Origin of the sequence: Streptomyces sp. NPDC058683 (assembly GCF_042716195.1) — a bacterium.
GTDB lineage: Bacteria > Actinomycetota > Actinomycetes > Streptomycetales > Streptomycetaceae > Streptomyces.
Genome location: NZ_JBHXSK010000048.1, coordinates 11,879 through 28,018, shown reverse-complemented (window position 1 = coordinate 28,018; position 16,140 = coordinate 11,879). Strand labels below are relative to the sequence as shown.

At 71.7% G+C, this 16,140-nt stretch carries 15 protein-coding genes and 1 pseudogene; 4 read left to right on the top strand and 12 right to left on the bottom strand.

Annotated features, from left to right (window positions below; translation table 11 throughout):
* Nucleotides 1-15: 15 nt before the first annotated feature.
* From ACFWXC_RS39905 to ACFWXC_RS39895, 3 genes are all read right to left on the bottom strand, one after another.
* Nucleotides 16-1,044, bottom strand: coding sequence for a PDR/VanB family oxidoreductase (locus ACFWXC_RS39905; protein WP_384486838.1), 1,029 nt, complete (start codon nt 1,042-1,044; stop codon nt 16-18).
* Nucleotides 1,044-1,949 (bottom strand): metal-dependent hydrolase, encoded by a 906-nt coding sequence (locus ACFWXC_RS39900; protein WP_384486836.1) that lies wholly within the window; start codon nt 1,947-1,949, stop codon nt 1,044-1,046. Before ACFWXC_RS39900 ends, ACFWXC_RS39905 begins: the two co-directional genes overlap by 1 nt.
* Before the next feature lie 94 nt (nt 1,950-2,043).
* The gene (locus tag ACFWXC_RS39895) at nt 2,044-3,972 is read right to left on the bottom strand and encodes a hypothetical protein (protein ID WP_384486834.1); all 1,929 of its coding nucleotides are present in this window, start codon (nt 3,970-3,972) and stop codon (nt 2,044-2,046) included.
* 159 nt (nt 3,973-4,131) lie between these two features.
* Between ACFWXC_RS39895 and ACFWXC_RS39890 the strand changes: the two genes are divergently transcribed.
* Nucleotides 4,132-4,539, top strand: coding sequence for a hypothetical protein (locus tag ACFWXC_RS39890; RefSeq protein WP_384486832.1), 408 nt, complete (start codon nt 4,132-4,134; stop codon nt 4,537-4,539).
* A 78-nt stretch (nt 4,540-4,617) separates the two neighbouring features.
* On the opposite strand, the gene ACFWXC_RS39885 is transcribed toward ACFWXC_RS39890, so the two are convergent.
* From ACFWXC_RS39885 to ACFWXC_RS39845, 9 genes are all read right to left on the bottom strand, one after another.
* Nucleotides 4,618-6,177 carry a DUF1996 domain-containing protein gene (locus tag ACFWXC_RS39885; RefSeq protein ID WP_384486830.1) on the bottom strand — a complete coding sequence of 520 codons (1,560 nt, stop codon included), beginning with the start codon at nt 6,175-6,177 and terminating at the stop codon, nt 4,618-4,620.
* A gap of 173 nt (nt 6,178-6,350) precedes the next feature.
* Complete coding sequence (locus tag ACFWXC_RS39880; RefSeq protein WP_384486828.1) at nt 6,351-7,001, bottom strand: LuxR C-terminal-related transcriptional regulator; 651 nt, start codon at nt 6,999-7,001, stop codon at nt 6,351-6,353.
* On the bottom strand, nt 6,986-8,281 hold the full coding sequence (locus ACFWXC_RS39875) for a sensor histidine kinase (RefSeq protein ID WP_384486826.1): 1,296 nt from the start codon (nt 8,279-8,281) through the stop codon (nt 6,986-6,988). The genes ACFWXC_RS39880 and ACFWXC_RS39875 overlap by 16 nt, the downstream gene beginning before the upstream one ends.
* A gap of 173 nt (nt 8,282-8,454) precedes the next feature.
* Entirely contained in the window at nt 8,455-9,465 is a 1,011-nt protein-coding gene (locus ACFWXC_RS39870; RefSeq protein WP_384486824.1) for an NAD-dependent epimerase/dehydratase family protein, read from the bottom strand.
* A gap of 65 nt (nt 9,466-9,530) precedes the next feature.
* Nucleotides 9,531-10,118 (bottom strand): winged helix-turn-helix domain-containing protein, encoded by a 588-nt coding sequence (locus ACFWXC_RS39865; RefSeq protein ID WP_384486822.1) that lies wholly within the window; start codon nt 10,116-10,118, stop codon nt 9,531-9,533.
* A 328-nt stretch (nt 10,119-10,446) separates the two neighbouring features.
* The gene (locus ACFWXC_RS39860) at nt 10,447-11,385 is read right to left on the bottom strand and encodes a DUF6891 domain-containing protein (protein ID WP_384486820.1); all 939 of its coding nucleotides are present in this window, start codon (nt 11,383-11,385) and stop codon (nt 10,447-10,449) included.
* An 82-nt stretch (nt 11,386-11,467) separates the two neighbouring features.
* The gene (gene glnII, locus ACFWXC_RS39855) at nt 11,468-12,499 is read right to left on the bottom strand and encodes a glutamine synthetase (protein WP_384486818.1); all 1,032 of its coding nucleotides are present in this window, start codon (nt 12,497-12,499) and stop codon (nt 11,468-11,470) included.
* A 273-nt stretch (nt 12,500-12,772) separates the two neighbouring features.
* Nucleotides 12,773-13,471: a hypothetical protein gene (locus ACFWXC_RS39850; RefSeq protein ID WP_384486816.1), complete on the bottom strand. Its 699-nt coding sequence runs from the start codon at nt 13,469-13,471 to the stop codon at nt 12,773-12,775.
* A 121-nt stretch (nt 13,472-13,592) separates the two neighbouring features.
* Entirely contained in the window at nt 13,593-13,961 is a 369-nt protein-coding gene (locus tag ACFWXC_RS39845) for an arsenate reductase family protein (protein ID WP_384486814.1), read from the bottom strand.
* 136 nt (nt 13,962-14,097) lie between these two features.
* Here ACFWXC_RS39845 and ACFWXC_RS39840 point away from each other — a divergent pair, with 136 nt between their 5' ends.
* The 3 genes and pseudogenes from ACFWXC_RS39840 to ACFWXC_RS39830 all read left to right on the top strand — a co-directional run bounded on the left by ACFWXC_RS39840 (nt 14,098) and on the right by ACFWXC_RS39830 (nt 16,022).
* Nucleotides 14,098-14,541: a hypothetical protein gene (locus ACFWXC_RS39840; protein WP_384486812.1), complete on the top strand. Its 444-nt coding sequence runs from the start codon at nt 14,098-14,100 to the stop codon at nt 14,539-14,541.
* Nucleotides 14,541-15,188: pseudogene (locus ACFWXC_RS39835) on the top strand (caspase domain-containing protein); the annotation flags it as partial. The gene ACFWXC_RS39840 and the pseudogene ACFWXC_RS39835, both read left to right, overlap by 1 nt.
* A gap of 237 nt (nt 15,189-15,425) precedes the next feature.
* On the top strand, nt 15,426-16,022 hold the full coding sequence (locus tag ACFWXC_RS39830; protein ID WP_384486946.1) for a peptidylprolyl isomerase: 597 nt from the start codon (nt 15,426-15,428) through the stop codon (nt 16,020-16,022).
* Nucleotides 16,023-16,140: the final 118 nt, after the last annotated feature.

The following is a 16,140-nucleotide window of genomic DNA, read 5'->3' as shown; positions in this document are numbered from 1 at the left end:
ACCCGTCATGGGCGTTCACAGATCCAGCACAAGTCTCCCCCGGCGCGCCCGGGATACGCAGATCAGCATCGAGTCGGCACGCTCCGTGTCCGTCAGCAGCTCGTCCCGGTGCTCCACCTCCCCGGCCAGCACCCGCTGCCGGCAGGTCCCGCAGAACCCCTGTGCGCAGGAGTACGCCGTGTCGGGGAGTTCCGCCCGCACCGCGGCCAGCACGGTCGAGTCGGCAGGCACCGTCACCGTCCGTCCGCTGCGCCGCAGTTCCAGTTCGAACTCCTGGTTGCCCGCGCTGCCGGTGTCCGGCGCGAAGCGTTCGAGGCGGACGGCGGGGAACCGTTCCTCCACCGCTGCCATCAGCCCCTGCGGGCCGCAGCAGTACACCAGCGCGCCCTCGGGGACCGTCAGCGCGTCGAGGTCCGGGCGGCCGTCCTCGTCCGCCGCGACGACCGTGACCCGGTCGTCCCCGGCCAGCTTCGCCAGGAACGGCATCGACGCCCGGCTCCGCCCGCAGTACAGCAGCCGCCACTCCACACCCGCCGGCACGGCCCGCACCATCGACAGGATCGGGGTGATGCCGATGCCCCCGGCGACGAAGACATAGGAGTCGGCCCCGACGAGCGGGAAGCGGTTGCGCGGCCCGCGCACCTCCAGCTCCATGCCCTCGGCCACCTGCTCATGGACCTCCCGGGAGCCGCCCCGCCCGTCCGCGACCAGCCGCGTGGCGATCGTGTACGACGAGGTGTCCGCCGGGTCCCCGCACAGCGAGTACTGCCGGACCAGTCCCGACGGCAGCACCACGTCGAGGTGCGCTCCCGGTTCCCAGCCCGGCAACCGCCGGCCTTCCAGGCGCAGTTGTACGACGCCGTCCGCGACCGTCGTGCGCGAGGCGACCCGCAGCCGCAGCGTCCGGGAGCGCGGCTGTCCGGAGACCGGCGGGTCCAGGGCCGGCATCGGCCACAGCGGGGAGACCTCTATACGGCGTCTCATGGCCCGCTTGACGAGCAGCGCGGCGCCCGCGAGGGCGACCACGGTCCGCAGCCTCGGCATCACTCGGCCCCCTTCCCGGCGTGCTCCGCGGCCAGCGCGGCGGGGGAGGAGGCGAGGTAGGCGACCGCCTGGGCGGTGGAGCCCTCCTGGGAGGGGTGGTAGCCGCGGCCCAGGTACCTCGGTATGGACCTGAGCATGTCGCCGGTGGCGGGCAGGGTGCCGCGCCGGCCGGCGAGATGGAAGTCCCGGAGCCGGGCCCGGCCTTCGAGGAGCGTCGGGTCGTTCGCCATGAAGAAGCGGGCACCGCGCTGCCACAGGAACACGATCGCCGTGAACGCCGTCGCCCAGGTCCGCACCCGCCGCCGGTAGCTGCCGTCGACGTGCTGGAACAGGTCGAAGGCGACCGACCGGTGCTCGACCTCCTCGGCGCCGTGCCAGCGCAGCAGGTCCAGCATGGTCGGGTCGGCGCCGCGCCGGTCGAGTGCGTCGGCGTTGAGCACCCAGTCGCCGAGGAAGGCGGTGTAGTGCTCGATGGCCGCGATCAGCGCGACCCGTTCGAGGAGCCACCAGCGGCGCGCCCGGCCCGGCGGCAGGGTCCGGTCGCCCAGCAGCTTCTCGAAGAACCAGTCGACCTGCGCGGTGTACGGCGCCGGGTCCAGCCCCAGCTCCTTGAGGTGGGGCAGCACCTCGTCATGGGCCTGGGAGTGCATCGCCTCCTGTCCGATGAACCCGACGACGTCCGCGCGCAGCCGCTCGTCACGGATCAGGGGCAGCACCTGCTTGTAGACGTGCACGAACCAGCGCTCGCCGGCGGGCAGCAGCAGATGCAGCACGTTGATGGTGTGCGTGGCGAGCGGATCGCCGGGAACCCAGTGCAGCGGGGTGTCCTGCCAGGCGAAGGACACGTTGCGGGCCGTGAGCGCGATGTGCTCGGACGCCACCGGTTGCGGCTGCTTGTTGGACATGGCGTCAATGTACTGACGGGTAAGCAGCGTGAGAAGACCTGCGGCAGGGCTTGTTTACGGAAGTGTCAGCAAGGTTCGGCCGCCCGGGGAGGTCTCACCGCAGCCCACTGATCTCGCCCCCGTCCTCCAGCGTCCCCGTCAGGTCGGCCTGCGCCCCCTGCTTCGCCTCGGCCGCCAGCAGCGTCCCCCGGGCCGACGCGGTGACCCCGCCGGTCGCCCGGATCGACGTCGTGTCGCGGCTGCCCGCGGCCAGCAGGTACCACTGCCCGGCCCCGGACTTCCACAACACCCCGGCCAGCACCTGCGGATCACGCGGACCGCACGCCGTCACGCCGGACCCCTTCGCCGCCACCGCCCCGTACCGGCTGCCCGGCGTCCGGAACTGGGCCAGCGACACCGCGCCGTCGCCCCGCCAGGTCTCCGCACGCGTGCACACCCACGACGCGGTGCCGCCGGCATCCGGCAGCGGCTGCTCCGCGAACGCCCACGCGTTGACACTGCGCACTCCGGCGGACCGCTCCGCGGACAGCGAGCAGGCGAACGGCGCCCAGTCGCGCAGCGCCTTCGCGCCCGAGGCCTCGCCGGTGTATCCGGGCCGGCCCGAGGTGAGGCGGGCCGGCACCAGTTCGCCCAGGTCGGTCGAGAGGTGCGTACCCTGCGCGTCGGTCAGCTGCAGCACGTTCCAGGACGTGCACGCCCCCTGCTGGAGGGCGGGGCTGGCCAGCGGACCGGTCACCCCGTCGGCCAGCCCGAGGTCCATCGCCCCCGCGGTCGGTTTCACCAGGTCCCGCTCCGCCGCCCTGGTCACCCAAGGAGCCGTCAGATAGCGGACGTTGCCGTCGGAGCGGCCCAGCACCATCGCCTCGGCCTCGACACCGGTCGCGCCGTCGACGCGGGCGAAGTCCAGGGCCGCGCCCTGGGTGCCGTCCTTCGGCTCGGCGTAGCGGGCGATGCGCAGACCGTCGTAGAAGATCACCACTCGGGCGCTGTCGACGACGCCCGCGTACAGCAGTTGGGGCGGTCCCGCCGGGCCGCCGGTCTGGGTGCCGGGGGTCGCCGAGACGCGGACGGTCTCGCCGGGGCGGGCCCAGACGGCGAGGGCGCGGCGCAGCAGCGCGGTGTCGCCGGTGAGGGCGCCGCGCGCGGGCCAGGCGGAGAGGTCGGTGCGGGCGGCGGTCTTCCAGGCGGTGGCCGGGGCCTTCGTCAGCTGCGCCGGGTCCAGGGCGGCCTGGGCCGCCGGGTTCTGCGCGTACACCGGCGCCGCCGCGCCGTCGGCGCCCCAGCCGCCGCCCGGCAGTGCGACCAGTGCCCCGCACACCGCGAGTGCGGCCGCGGCGGCCAGCGCGGCCTTGGTGTGCTGGCGGCGCCGCATCAGATCGGTGGGCCGCACCTGCAGGGAACAGGGGTCGAACTCGGGGGAGTCGAGCAGCGGGTACTCGGCCGGCACGCCGTTCGCCTCGGCGAGCGCGTCGTCCGGGTGCTCCACCCCGGCCGCCCGGAGGATCTTGCGGACGTCGCCGTCGGGGAGCTGCTCGAGACCGCGCAGGGCATAGGCGGCGCGGGCCGGGCCGGACAGGGTGGCGAGGCGCTGGTCAAGGGCGAGTTCGTCGGCGCCGCCGGAGTGCGGGAAGAGCCTGAGGCCCCACACCTGGGGGAGCAGCGGCGGCAGCTGCGCCCGCTTGGGCCACGCGGTCAGCCTGAGCGGCAGGCCCGCCTCCAGTGCCGTACGCACCACTTCGAGGCGGACCAGGGCGTACCCGGGGTCGGTGTTCCGGCCGGTGGACTGGGCCGGGATCACCGGGGCCTGCTTACGGCCGCGCGGCAGCGCCCGCTGGGCCAGGGAGTGCGCGGTCAGGACGCGGCGGCCCCGGGGCAGGCCCGGCGGCAGCACCAGATAGGCGAGCCGGACCAGCCGTGGGTAGTGCTCGACGAGCGCGGCCTCGGCCTGCTCGACATCGACGGCCGGACCCAGGGCTCCGGCGGAGGCTGCTGCGTGACGCTGGGCTACATCCTGTGACTGCACGTCCTGAAGAACGAGCGACCCGTTGGTAGGTCACCGCCACCCGGGTGACCACGGCATCCTGGAGCCCTGTTCGATTTGAGCACCCCGCGGCCCACAGCCGTATCGAAGGGGAGGGCCCCGAAGTCATTCCCGGGGCCGGCAACGCGACCGGAGGAACAGATGAGGTTGACCCGACCGATGCTCGCCGTGGCCGGCGCGGCGGCCGTACTGGCGCTGGCGGGCTGTGGATCCGGTGACAGCAGTGCGGAGGCGAAGATACCGGTCACCGCGACCGGCAGCCTGGAGAGCCTGGCCGCCAAGGTGAAGTGCACCCCGGACATGCAGATCGACTCCGACGAGGTCCGCCAGGCGATCTGCAAGACCACGGCCGGCAAGTTCGTCTTCGCCACCTTCGCCACCGACCGCGGCCAGCGTGAGTGGATCAACGACGCCAAGGACTACGGCGGTTTCTACCTCGTCGGCCGCAAGTGGGTCGCCGTCGGCGACGACAAGGTGGTCAAGGCGCTCCGGACCACGCTGGGCGGCGACGAGGAGATCGGGACCGACCACAGCAAGCACACCAGCTGAACCTCCCGGCACACACGAGAAGGCGGGCGGTGGGATCTCCCACCGCCCGCCTTCTCGCTATCGGCTGCTAGGTGTTGCTCACTGGCACTTGCGGCCGGTGTTGATGCAGTTGGCGATCTTCGCCGCCAGGTTGTTCTTGGTGACGCTGATGAAGTCGTCGTGGTCGGTCGACGGCTTGTGCAGCTGCTCCGGGAAGCCGTCCACGGCGTAGGCGTTCTTCACCGTGCCGTCCGCCTGGAGGGTGGGGGGCGTGATCTTGTAGACCAGGCTCATCGTCAGCTGCGGGATCGCCTTGAAGCCGTTGCCGCAGACGCCGCTCGCCGGGTCCGCGAAGGCCACGTGCGAACGGTGGTTGGCGCTGTCGATGTTGACGCCGTCCCAGCAGCTCTGGAAGGCGAAGATGCGGACCACGTTGCTGCCCTGCGGGCAGATCGGGTACTGCTCCGTCAGCTGCACCTTGTTCTCGAAGCCGGTGCAGCTCCAGTGCGCGTTGGCGTTGGCCAGACCGTTGGTCGTGGTCTTGGCGTCACCGGTGATGATGCGCAGGAACTGCGGCATCGCGACGACCTTGGCGGCCGGGCTGCCGACGTACTTGATCTGCGCCGACTGCGGGACCAGGATCTTGCCGACGTTGCCTTCCTTGCCACCGCCGTCCGCGTTCTGGTCGAAGTCCTGCGAGCCGTCCTGGACACGCACGACCGGCCAGTAGTACGACGACAGGTCGCTCTGGTTCTGGCAGGAGCTCGGCGCCGCCAGCATCGAGTCGTTGGTGGCGAACGCGTTGACCTTCTGGTTGCCGACGTAGTCGTGCAGGTGGTGCGCGCCGTTGGTCACGCCGGGCGCCACGATGACGTTGTCGGTGTTGTGGTTCTTGTTCGCGTTCACACCGCAGCGGGTGGTGAAGGTGCCGGTCGAAGCGGTGCGCTGCTTCTGCGGCTTGGCCAGCACGTTCGGCGCGACCTTCGTGATGTCCACGAAGTCGGCCGCGACCGGGCCGTTGCCGGCCTGCCCGCCGATGTTCGCCGGCGCGCTGGCGCTGGCACTCGGGGCGGCCGTGGCCTGGCCGTTGTTCCCGTTGTTGTTCCCGCCGTTGTTCTGCCCGCCGTTGTTCTGGCCGTTGTTGTTCTGACCACCGTTGTTGTTGCCACCGCCGGCGGTGGTCTGGTTGGCGGTCTGCGTGGTGCAGGCGGCGAGCTGGGCCAGCGAGCTGTCGAACTGTCCGCCGACCCGGGTGATGTCGATCCGGATCCGGTCGATCGTGGCCGCCCGCTTCTCCTTCAGGGGGCCGACGATCGCGTTCTGTACGAAGTTCGCGTCGTTCGCCTGAGCCTGGCGGGTGGAGGCGAGACGGGCGTAGGCCTCGGTGATCTGCTTGTCGAGTTTCGCCAGTTCCGCCGCCACCCCCATCTTGGCGTTGGCGGGCACGTTCGTCAGTTTCTGGCCGACGTCCGGGCAGGAGATCGTCGCGACCGAGGCAGCGGCGGCCTTCGTGTAGTTCTGCGCCGAGTTGTTCGACTCGTGAGCCGAAGCGTTCATCTGCGCATAAAGCAGCCCGCCCCCGCCGAGTGCGACAGCCGCCGATGCGGCTATGACCTTGACGGTCAGCGGCGAACGGCGTTTGCGTATGTTGCGTCCCATGGAACTCCTCAGACCTTCCTTGCGGGGCGGCATCGAGGCGCCCGACAGGAGTGAAGCGGCGTCCATTCATACGCAGCCCGTCTCAGGCGTGTTCAGGCGTCTCACAAATTCATCAGAGATTTGTTACGCACTTGGGGCACAACTGCCGTTTGAGCAGGGAGATTTCTGGAAAATCAGCGGTCGCGGTCCAGATACGCGAGCACCGCGAGGACGCGCCGATTGTCATCGTCCGACACCTCAAGTCCGAGTTTGGTGAAGATGTTGGAGGTGTGTTTGGCGATGGCCCGTTCCGTGACGACGAGCTGCCCGGCGATCGCCGCGTTCGAACGGCCCTGCGCCATCAGCTCCAGCACCTCCTGCTCGCGCGGTGTCAAGCCCTCCAGCGGCCGGTCGCCGGAACGCCGGGACAGCAGCTGCTGGATCACCTGCGGGTCCATGGCCGTACCGCCGGCCGCGACCCGCCGTACGGCGTCCACGAACTGCTCCGCGTCGAACACCCGGTCCTTCAGCAGATACCCCACCCCGCCGCTGCCGTCGGCCAGCAGCTCCCGCGCGTACAGCTGCTCCACGTGCTGGGAGAGGACCAGCACCGGCAGCCCCGGCCGGTCCCGCCGGGCGGTGAGCGCGCACTGCAGCCCCTCGTCGGTGTGCGTGGGCGGCAGCCGTACGTCCACCACCGCCACGTCCGGCTCCAACTCGGCCAGCGCCCGGGTGAGTTCGGGGCCGGTCTCGACGGCGGCCGCGATCTCGAAGTCGTAGGCCTCCAGCAGCCGGACCAGCCCGTCGCGCAGCAGGAACAGGTCTTCGGCTAGGACAACGCGCACGGAATCTCCATGGTGACCATGGTGGGGCCGCCCGCGGGGCTGCTGACGGCCAGGACGCCGTCGAATGTACCGAGCCGCCGCTCGACCCCGGCGAGTCCCGACCCGGCGCCGATGACCGCGCCGCCCCTGCCGTGGTCGGTGACCGAGATCCGCAGCATGCCCGTGCCCTCCGGCACGTGATGCAGGTCGACCCAGATCCGGTCGGCGCCGGAGTGCTTGACCGCGTTGGTGAGCACCTCGCTCACCGCGAAGTACGCGGCCGCCTCCACCGGTGCGTCCGCCCGGCCCGGCAGGTCCACGGTCACCTCCGTGGGCACCGGCAGCCGCAGCGCCAGCGCCCGTACCGCGTCCCCGAGGCCGCGCTCGGCCAGCACCGGCGGATGGATGCCCCGCACCAGGTCGCGCAGTTCCCCCAGGGCCTCCACGGACGCCTGCCGGGCCTGCGCGAGCAACTGCTTCGCCTTCTCCGGATCCTTGTCCAGGAGCATCTCGATGGTCCCCAGGTCCATGCCCATGGCGACCAGCCGGGCCTGGGCCCCGTCGTGCAGATCCCGTTCGATCCGGCGCAGCTCGGCCGCCGAGGTGTCCACCGCGTCCTTCCGGGTCTCGGTCAACACCCGTACGCGCTCGACGAGTTCGCCCTGACCGGTGTCGAGGACGGCGCGGGTGAGCTTGAAGTGGACGGTCAGCAGGGCCGGGGCGTAGCGGTAGGCGGCGACGAGGATGACGGCGCCGAGCCCGGCGGCGGCGAACGCGGTGGCCTGCCCGCTGACCGGCACGAAGCCGTACCAGTACGGCCCGTACTTCCCGTACGGCCCGCCCGTCATGGTCCGCCACAGTCCCGCCGCCAGCGCGAACCCCTCGAAGGGATAGAACACGAGCACCGCCGGCAGCAGCGCCGTCACGAACCCGGCCGTCATGTCCACCAGCAGCCACAGCACGTCCCGCCCGACCTGCGGGTCCTGGAGCAGTGCGAGGGTGCGGGTCCAGGGGTTGGCGTTCGCCGGCACCGGCCGGTACGCCGACGGGATCCGCACCCCGCACCACTCGTACGCGAGCCGCCGCCGCACGTCCGCCACGTCCCGCACACCGCCGAGGATCCAGGGGGTCGTGAGGATGCCGAGGCCGGTCGGGATCAGCGCGACGGAGACCGCCGTCAGGACAAAGCAGAGGATCGAGATCGCCGGCATCACCAGCGCCAGCACCAGCCCCCGCACGGCGGCCAGCAGCACCTCACGGACCCTGCCGCGAAAACCGCCGCTGTTCGTGTTCGTCGTCATGCGGCCAGTCTGTCCGACCACCTCTCCACGGGTCACTGGCCCGAAGCCCCATGTGAGGGGGTGGTGCTACGTACACCCTGGGGACTGCAGCGCCCCGTCAGGGGCGCGGGGCTGTGTCCGACATGCGGCTCCGCCGCGTGGGCGCGACAAGCCCCCACCGACCCGCGGCTTGATCACGACCCTCCTGCCGGAAGGCCGAGCACCCTCGCTTCGACATCCCGGTCCAGCCCCTTGACCGTACGGTCCGGCCGGAGCGGTGCCTCGCCACCGGCCCCCCGGAGCCACCCCCACGTATCCGCCACGGTCTCCGAAGCCGAACGGCACACCAGCCCCGTCGCCACCGCCCGCGACACGTCCATGCGATGCACGGCGTCGTGCAACTCGCTCCCCGGCGGCACCCACACCGGCAGCTGGACCCACGGCTCGATCCCGGCGGCGAGGATCACCTCGGGGTCGGTCCAGCGGAGCTCCGCGGCCGAGCCCGTGACCTCGCGGCACGCCTCCAGCAGCGCGCCCATCGTGGTGTGGCCGGGCGGGCCGACCAGGTTGTACGGCCCCGACAGGCCCCGCTCGACCGCGCCCAGGGTCCACTCGGCGAGGTCGCGGGCGTCCACGAACTGGACGGGCAGGTCGTGCGGGCCCGGTGCCAGCACCGGGCCGCCCCGGGCGATCCGGTTCAGCCACCAGGGCAGCCGGCCGACGTTCTCGTACGGCCCGAGGATCAGCCCGGCCCGCACCAGCACCGAGCCGTCCGCGCCGAAGGACTCCACGGCGGCCAGCTCACCGCCCAGCTTGTCCTGCGCGTACTCGGTCGGCCCGGCGTCGGCCGCGGCCCCCGTCACCAGGGCCGCGTCCTCGGCGAAACCGGCCGGGCGCGGCCAGTCGTACACCGAGCAGCTCGACACGTACGCGTACCGTCCCGCGCGGTCCCGCAGCAGCCGTGCCGTCTCCCGCACGGCACGGGGCGCGGCCGACCAGGTGTCGACGACCGCGTCCCATTCGGTGCCGTCGGCGAGGGCGGCGAGACCGTCGGGTGCGGTGCGGTCGCCGTGCAGCGCGCGCACGCCCGGCGGGGGCCGGTGCTGTCCCCGGTGGAAGACGGTCACCTCCCAGCCGCGCCCCAGCGCCGCCGTCACGACGGCCCGCCCCACGAACTCGGAACCACCCAGTACGAGAAGTCTCATGCCGGTGATCGTGCCCGGAGGGGACGCCGGACGGAACGGGACTCTGCCGAGGGCAGAGCGGCTCGTCAGCGGCCGGTCGGCGGGGTGTACTTGTAGCCGACCCGGCGGACCGTCTGGATCGCGCCCCGGTGCTCCGCGCCGAGCTTGCGGCGCAGGCGGGCGACGTGGACGTCGACCGTGCGGCCGTCGCCGACATGGCCGTAGCCCCAGACCGTGGTGACCAGCTGATCGCGGGTGTGCACCCGGTTCGGGTGCGCGACCAGATGGGCGAGGAGCTCGAACTCCAGGTAGGTGAGGTCGAGTTCGCGCCCGTCGACCTGGGCGGTGCGCTGCCCGGAGTCGACGGTGACGAGCGGCCGGGTGCCGCTCGTGGCCCGCTCGGCCGGTGTGTCGATCTGCTCCTGCGCGTCCGGCACCGCGACGGGCAGGAACGGCGGCCGCTGGTCCGCCGGCACCAGCACCAGATAGCCGATCATCGGCGGCTGGCCCGGCAGGGTGGGCAGGGTGTGCTGCGGGGCGGGCAGCCAGGTGGCCCCCGGCGGCAGGAAGTCCGCCATGTCCACCACCTCGTCCCGGTCGACGGCACGCAGCCGGTGCCGGCCGGCGGAGGAGGCGTGGGCGGAGGCGGGGGAGAGAGAACGAGTGGTCGCCATGAGACGTCAGCTCTTTCGCGCGAGGAGTTCGTCGGTCGGGACGACGGCCGCGATTCGTGGTCGGGCGCGCCGGGACGTTCTGCGTTTCGCGCTGGCCGAAGGCCGGGGTGTACGGCTTTAGAGGGCCCGCGCGTTCATCGCGCGGCAACACACCCGGTCGAAGTCGTGGTGCTGACGGGAAGGCCAGAAGGGCTCGAGGTCATGGCGACCCGTCGCGGTGTACTTCTGGTAGCTGACCATGCGCCCATTGAAGCAGACACAGCCCGGAAACAGGACCCTCCTCTCACTGCTTGGACGCGCCCCTGGCGGGATCCTGATGCTGCCCGTCTCATCCCACCAGGCGTTTGTGCCAGGTCAGCGGGGTGAGCTCGATCGCCTTGTCCGGATTGCCGTCCCACACTGCGGACAGCCCGGCGGCGGCGAGGGCGGCCACCACCGCGCGGCCGACGGCCGTGGTGGTCCCCGCGGAACCGTCGAAGCCGCCGTAGTAGAGGCTGAGGCCGTGGCCCTCGGCGGCGGAGCGGGTGCCCTGGTGGTGGAAGAAGACGAAGCCCCGGGTCCTGCCCGCGTCCTCGGCCTCGGCGCCGATCTCGGCCATGCCGCAGGAGCGGCAGCAGGTGAAGTCCTCGCGGGCGACGACGCCTTCGCGCTCCAGGGCCGTGAACGCCCGTGTCAGCCGGTCCGGGTCGGTGAGCCCGGCCCACGTCCGCTGCTCCGCCACCCGCGCCACCCAGAGCCGCTCCACGATCTCGCGCGCCTGGGCCGAGGAGACCGGCGCGGCGCCCTCCCGGTCGTCGTCCGCCATCAGGTCCACGGTCTCCTGGACGAGCCGGTCGATCCCCAGGTAGCCGTCCCGGAGCTGGGCATGCACCTGCTCCTCGGCGCGGGCCGCCACGTCGGCCGCGAGCGCGGGTACCTCCTCGCGCGGCGGCACCGGGACCGGTTCCCAGGCCACGCCCGCGTCCCAGCCGTCGTCCTCCCGCGCCCAGCCGGCCAGCAGGTCCGCCACCCGGTCCGGGTCCGTGAGGCCGGTGCCGGAGAACTCGTCCGCGCCGCGCCGGTGTTCGAGGCGGTAGTCGCCGCCCGCCTCGTGCCACACCTGCGCGAACACCTTCGGCAGGTCCGGGACGCGCTGGGCGATCAGGAAGCGGTTCCCGGTCGCGCCGAGCCCGTGCACCGCCTGCCGTAGCTCGTCCGGCGAACTCCACAGGTACCTCTGCCCGTTCTCCGTCCAGGCGTTGACGGCGAGCACCTCGTCGATCTCCATGCGCCCACCATGGCACGCGCCACCGACAACGCCGCAGGGGCGCCCACCGTGACGGTGGACGCCCCTGCGGGGAGAGCGCGGATCAGACCTGGCCGGCCTTGTCCAGGGCGGTGCAGCAGGTGTCGACGATCAGCCGGGTCACCAGGTACGGGTCGACGTTGGCGTTCGGGCGGCGGTCCTCGATGTAGCCCTTGCCGTCCTTCTCGACCTGCCACGGGATACGGACCGAGGCACCGCGGTTGGAGACGCCGTAGGAGTACTCGTTCCACGGGGCGGTCTCGTGCAGGCCCGTCAGACGGTCGTCGATGCCGGCGCCGTAGTGCTTGACGTGGTCGAGCGGCTTGGAGCCCTCGCCGAGGGACTCGCAGGCGGTGATGATCGCGTCGTAGCCCTCGCGCATCGCCTTGGTGGAGAAGTTGGTGTGCGCGCCGGCGCCGTTCCAGTCGCCCTTGACCGGCTTGGGGTCGAGGGTGGCGGAGACGCCGAAGTCCTCGGCGGTGCGGTAGAGCAGCCAGCGGGCCACCCACAGGTGGTCGGAGACCTCCAGCGGGGAGACCGGGCCGACCTGGAACTCCCACTGGCCGGGCATGACCTCGGCGTTGATGCCGGAGATCGCCAGACCCGCCTTGAGGCAGTTGTCGAGGTGGGCCTCGACGATCTCGCGGCCGAAGATCTCGTCGGCGCCGACACCGCAGTAGTAGCCGCCCTGGGGGGCCGGGAAGCCGCCCTCGGGGAAGCCCAGCGGACGGGCGCCGTCGAAGAAGGTGTACTCCTGCTCGATGCCGAAGATCGGCTCCTGCGCGGCGAACTTCTCCGCGACCTCGACCAGCGCGGCACGCGTATTGGAGGAGTGCGCGGTGAAGTCGATGTCCAGGACCTCGCACAGGACGAGTACGTCGTCGCCGCCGCGGATCGGGTCCGGGCAGGTGAAGACCGGCTTCAGCACACGGTCCGAGGAGTGCCCCTCGGCCTGGTTCGTGGAGGACCCGTCGAAGCCCCAGATCGGCAGCGCGTCGAGACCGGCGGGGGCGCCCGCGATGATCTTCGTCTTCGAACGCAGCTTGGCCGTCGGCTCGGTGCCGTCGATCCAGATGTACTCAGCCTTGAAGGTCACGGGCCACATCCTTCGGGGTGGGTCGGGCGCACTTGCGGGTGCAGTGGCGCTACGGCACTGGGGCGCCTCGGTGTTGCCCGGCAGCCTGTCAACAGGCGATTTCCCGATCATTGCTCGAATGTGAACCCGGTGTTACCTGGCGGTTCTGTGGTGCGACTCACGTTGTGAGACGCGGGCGGGCGGGGTACGGAGCCCATTTCGGGCGCCGTGCACGGCGGCCGCCGGCTTTCCCTCCGTGAAAGCCGGCGGCCGAGCCGTAACCCGCCTCGTCGATCAGCCGACCTTCTGGATCAGGGCCCGGCGGATCAGGAACTTGCCGGGCTCCCGGACCTGTTCGAAGGCGGCGTTGTTGAGCAGCACGCAACTGCCGGACACCGAGGTGACCTTCACCGTCGTGGACTTGTTGTTGTCCAGGTTGGTGACCTTCAGCGTGGTTCCCGCCGGGAACTGGTTGCTGGAGGCGGCCGGGGCGCCGGCCTCGCCGGACAGCGTGACAGTCGAGCCGTTGCAGACCTGCTGGCCCGCGGCGGCGCCGCCTCCGGTGTTCCCGGTGGCCGCGCTCTTCGAGGGCGCCGGCGTGGCGGCCTGCTGGCCCGTCTGACCGGTCTGGCCCGTCTGCGCACCGCCCGCCGCCTGGGAGCCCTGAGCCGACTCCCCAACGACGCAGCCGGACGCCTTCTGCTGGACCTTGATCTGCGCGATCACCGCTTCGCGGTTGGTGATCCGGGCCGCCGACTGGGAGTCCGGGTTCGCCTTCTGGTCCGCGATGAACTTCTGGTTGTTGCCGAGGGCGGTGGCCAGCCCCGAGCAGACCGTCGAGTCCGCGGCCGACGACAGGGTCTTCGCGTTCTGCGGGGTCTGCGAAGCGTTCGAGGTGGACGCCAGGACGAAGGCCCCGCCGCCGGCGACGGCTGCGGCGCCGACCAGCAGTGCGATCGACTTCTTGGCGCCGAGAGTTCTCCTACGCGACATGCGCGCCTCCTGAAGAGGGGTGGGGGAGCGTACGCCGCTATGTACGAGGTACCGAACGCCGTTACTCAGCGGTTACAGGAGTCACTGAAGTAACGTACGTCACATCGGAGTTGAGGGAGATTCAACTCCTGCTCCTGGCCAGCGCTTCCTGCACGGCCTCGTCGGTGCGGGCGACCAGTGCCGTCCCGTCGTCCGCGGTGATGATCGGCCGCTGGATGAGCTTCGGGTGCTCGGCGAGCGCCGTGATCCAGCGGTCGCGCGCCGCCTCGTCGCGCGGCCACCCCTTCAGTCCCAGCTCCTTCGCCACCGCCTCCTGGGTACGGGTGATGTCCCAGGGTTCGAGCCCGAGCCGTTCCAGCACGGCCCTGATCTCGCCCTCGCCCGGCACGTCCTCCAGATAACGGCGGACGGTGTAGTCGGCTCCCTCGGCATCGAGCAGGCCGATCGCGGTACGGCACTTCGAGCAGGCCGGGTTGATCCAGATCTCCATACCGGCCACGGTAGCCACACCGCCGCGCCCGCCGGCCGCACCGGTGACCCCGCAACGCGGACGGATCACCCTCGGTGGCCTTTTTCCCTATCGTGGTCGGACGGCGAACGGAATCGGGGGAGCGATGCGGGTCCTGATGGCGACGACGACGGCGGCATCGGACGGCGGGCAGGACGCCGTACGAGATCTGTACCGATGGCTGCGCGAGGATCCGGACGTGCGCCGCTCGGCCAGGCCCGCCCTGGTGTCCGCACCGGACGCGGCGGAGCAGCGCCCGGGCACCGCCATGGGCGCGGTCGAGATCATCGAGCTGGTCCTCGGCCAGGGCTTCTCGGCGCTGAACCTGGCGCTCGCGTACGCCGCCTGGCGCGGCCAGCGGCCGGCCGCCCCGCCGATCGTCATCCAGCTCGGGGATGGCCGGTCCGTCACCGTGCACGACGGCTCCGCCGAGACCGTACGCCGCATCGTCGCCGCCCTGGAGGAACCGGCCGGCCGGCCGCAGGACGCGGCGGACGCGGCGGACGCGGCGGACCCGGACGGGACCGGGGCGGGAACGCCGGGAACCCCGGGAGGGTCGTGATGGGCCTGCCCGACCCGGTCGGCTCCCGCGCGCTGCTGATCGGCGTGAGCGACTACGCCACCCTGCCCGGACTGCCCTCCGTGGCCGACGGCGTCGACGACCTCGCGGCCCTGCTCCGCGCCGCCGACCTGTGGGGACTGCGCCGCCCCAACTGCCGCGTCCTGCACGATCCCGCGTCCCCGGAAGCGGTCCTGGACGCCGTCCACGACGCCGCCACCGAGGCGACCGACCTGATGCTGGTGTACTTCGCGGGCCATGGACTGGTGTCCCAGGACGGCGACCTGTACCTGGCCCTGCCCCGCGCGGACGCGAGCAGGCTCTACCGGGCGGTGCCCTACGACGCGATCCGCCGGATGCTGGTGTACGAGTGCGACGCGCCCCGCAAGGTCGTCATCCTCGACTGCTGCTACGCCGGCCGGGCGATGACCGGCCACCTGGGAGCGGACGGCACGCTCGCCACCCTGGCCGAGGCGGACGGCACCTATCTGATGACGGCCTCGACCGAGACCAGGACGGCCTGGGCGCCGGAGGGGGAGAGGTACACCGCGTTCACCGGCGAACTGATCGCCGCGCTCGGCCGGGGCGTGCCCGGCGGGGCCGAACTCCTGCAGATGGACACCCTGTTCTGGCACGTCCACCGGGAACTCACCGCCAAGTCCAGACCGAAGCCGCAGCAACGCGCACGCAACGGCGGACACGGCATCACGCTCGTACGGAACCGGTGGACCGAGAGCGGGACGGGCGCGGCGGGCACCGGTGGGGTGGGTGTGGCGGGGACCGGAAACGGGGTGGACAGGGCAGGCGCCGGTGGAGTGGGTGTGGCGGGTAGTCGGGAGGGTGCGGCGGCTGGTGGGGAGGGGCCGGCGCAGCCCGTCCCGACGGCGGTGCCGCTCAACCGGGCGCCCGCCGGCGCGCCGGCCCATCACCGCGTCCCCGTCGGTGAACTCCTCGCCGTCCTGCACACCAGCCTCGGGGACATCGCGCTGCGGCTCCTGCCGGACCACGCGCCCGACACCGTAAAGAACTTCGTCGAACTCGCCGAGGGGAAGCGGGAGTGGACCGATCCGCTCAGCGGCCGCAGAACCCGGGCCAGGCTCTACGACGACACCGTCTTCCACCGGGTGATCGAAGGGTTCATGATCCAGGGCGGCGACCCGCTGGGAACCGGAACGGGCGGCCCCGGCTACCGGTTCCGGGACGAGTTCCACCCCGACCTGAAGTTCGACAGGCCGTACCGGCTGGCGATGGCCAACGCCGGCCCGAACACCAACGGCTCGCAGTTCTTCATCACCGTGGCACCCACCACCTGGCTGAACCGCAAGCACACCATCTTCGGCGAGGTCCTCGACGCGGCCGGCCGGCAGGTCGTCGACGCCATCGCCGCGACCCCCACCGGGTCGGGCGACCGTCCTCGTGGGGATGTCGTCCTGCGCGGCGTCAGCGTGCTCGGATCCGGCCACGGGCGGGAGACCGACGGCTAGCCTTGTTCGAATTTCTGCGGCCCCACGCGCACCATCCGAAACCGCTGAACCGGAACCTCAATTCCCTTCATCACCTGCTGTTTTGACGGATCGTTCAGGACCCACGATTGTCAGTGGC

Excerpts from the sequence above, each read along its gene's own strand:
- ACFWXC_RS39885 (WP_384486830.1), bottom strand. The coding sequence starts at position 6,177 with ATGGGACGCAACATACGCAAACGCCGTTCGCCGCTGACCGTCAAGGTC.
- ACFWXC_RS39860 (WP_384486820.1), bottom strand. The coding sequence starts at position 11,385 with ATGGAGATCGACGAGGTGCTCGCCGTCAACGCCTGGACGGAGAACGGG.
- ACFWXC_RS39850 (WP_384486816.1), bottom strand. The coding sequence starts at position 13,471 with ATGTCGCGTAGGAGAACTCTCGGCGCCAAGAAGTCGATCGCACTGCTG.
- ACFWXC_RS39875 (WP_384486826.1), bottom strand. The coding sequence starts at position 8,281 with ATGACGACGAACACGAACAGCGGCGGTTTTCGCGGCAGGGTCCGTGAG.
- ACFWXC_RS39845 (WP_384486814.1), bottom strand. The coding sequence starts at position 13,961 with ATGGAGATCTGGATCAACCCGGCCTGCTCGAAGTGCCGTACCGCGATC.
- ACFWXC_RS39840 (WP_384486812.1), top strand. The coding sequence starts at position 14,098 with ATGGCGACGACGACGGCGGCATCGGACGGCGGGCAGGACGCCGTACGA.
- ACFWXC_RS39865 (WP_384486822.1), bottom strand. The coding sequence starts at position 10,118 with ATGGCGACCACTCGTTCTCTCTCCCCCGCCTCCGCCCACGCCTCCTCC.
- ACFWXC_RS39905 (WP_384486838.1), bottom strand. The coding sequence starts at position 1,044 with ATGCCGAGGCTGCGGACCGTGGTCGCCCTCGCGGGCGCCGCGCTGCTC.
- ACFWXC_RS39890 (WP_384486832.1), top strand. The coding sequence starts at position 4,132 with ATGAGGTTGACCCGACCGATGCTCGCCGTGGCCGGCGCGGCGGCCGTA.
- ACFWXC_RS39870 (WP_384486824.1), bottom strand. The coding sequence starts at position 9,465 with ATGAGACTTCTCGTACTGGGTGGTTCCGAGTTCGTGGGGCGGGCCGTC.
- ACFWXC_RS39900 (WP_384486836.1), bottom strand. The coding sequence starts at position 1,949 with ATGTCCAACAAGCAGCCGCAACCGGTGGCGTCCGAGCACATCGCGCTC.